1 protein-coding gene is annotated in these 1,581 nt (G+C 38.6%); it reads left to right on the forward strand.

The features are described 5' to 3' along the window. The first annotated feature begins 91 nt into the window (after positions 1-91). On the forward strand, positions 92-1,477 hold the full coding sequence (locus tag BM212_RS12315) for an ISNCY family transposase (RefSeq protein ID WP_072694024.1): 1,386 nt from the start codon (positions 92-94) through the stop codon (positions 1,475-1,477). The last annotated feature ends 104 nt before the right edge of the window (positions 1,478-1,581 follow it).

Raw genomic sequence — 1,581 nt, forward strand, 5'->3', positions numbered from 1 at the left:
TATCGTTCGAACGTGATAATGTCCTAAGTAGGTCGAAGCATAAAATGTCCCAAAATGATAAAATAAAATCATGAAAAGGATAATACTAACGATGAATGAAGATAAGAAATATAAAGTAATAAAAGCTGTGGCAGAAAAAAGAAAGGAAAAAAAGAGAGCTTGTGTTGAACTTGGGCTCTCGATGAGGCAAGTTAACAGATTGATTCAAGACTATCAAGAAGGAGGAAAAGCTGTTTTTTCACACGGCAACAGAGGAAAAGCAGCTAGGCACGCCGTGCCAGAGGAAACAAAAAGACAAGTGATCGAGCTCTATCAAAGTTTTAAGATAAAGCCTAACGTGAAGCATTTTACTGAAATTTTGAAGGAGGATCATGCTATCTGTTACACCGATACGACCATTCGTCATATTTTATATCAAGCTGATATTCTATCACCTAAGGCTCAAAGAAAAACACGTAAGAAAATAAATGCTCGAATCAAAGCTAAATCAATGAAAGGTAAAAAAGAGTCTTATACCCCACTGGTTCCAAGAGCCGAAGATCAAATGGAGTTACCCGAAAAAAGTCACCCTAGCCGTCCTAGAAAGAAATATCAGGGGGAGCTTATTCAAATGGATGCCAGCTCCTATAACTGGTTTGGTAAAGAGGTGACACATCTCCATTTAGCTATTGATGACGCTTCTGGTAATATCGTCGGGGCTTATTTCGATATGCAAGAAACACTCAATGGCTATTATCATGTGCTCAATCAGATCCTAACGAAACAAGGCATCCCTTTAGCTTTTTTAACAGATAAACGAACGGTTTTCGAATACACATCAAAAGCCATGAAAGCGGTCGAAGAAGATACCTTTACCCAGTTTGGTTTTGCCTGTCATCAACTCGGTATTGAGATTAAAACCTCCTCTATTCCACAAGCTAAAGGCCGCGTAGAGCGCTTAAACGGGACTGTTCAATCACGACTTCCTGTAGATTTAGACTTAGCTGGAATACAATCTATGGAGGAAGCCAATCACTTTTTAACGAAATGGATTAGGACTTTCAATAAGAAGTTTGGCAATAAAACGAAGGAATCCATCTATGAAAACGCACCAACTAAATCAGAAATCAATTTATTATTAGCACGAGTAGCGAATAGAAAAGTGGATAGTGGGCATCATATTCGGTATCAAAACAACTACTACCTGCCTACGGAAGGCAGTGAAGAGCACTACTTCACGCGAAGATCAAAGGTGTTGGTTATCGAAGCGTTTAACGGAGATATCTATGTAAATATAGCTGAAAAAATATACACAACAAGGAGACTGAAAGAACATGACTACTACTCACAAGAGTTTGATCCGATTCCAGAGCAAAAAAAAGAAAGACGCCAGTATATTCCCCCACAATCTCACCCGTGGAAACTAGAATCTTTCAAAAGATATCTTCGCAGTGTCGGAAAAACACTCGAAGAGTACGAAGCTGAACAAACAGCTTAGGACTAATTTTAACAAATTCGGTCACATTAATGCAAGCTTTTGCGAAGTAAAAGCTTGCATTAATGTGAGCCTTGGTTTTAGGACATTTTAACTTTCGCTTGACA

The sequence above is a fragment of the Marinilactibacillus piezotolerans genome (genome assembly GCF_900114235.1).
GTDB classification, from domain to species: Bacteria; Bacillota; Bacilli; order Lactobacillales; family Carnobacteriaceae_A; genus Marinilactibacillus; species Marinilactibacillus piezotolerans.

Excerpts from the sequence above, each read along its gene's own strand:
- BM212_RS12315 (WP_072694024.1), top strand. The coding sequence starts at position 92 with ATGAATGAAGATAAGAAATATAAAGTAATAAAAGCTGTGGCAGAAAAA.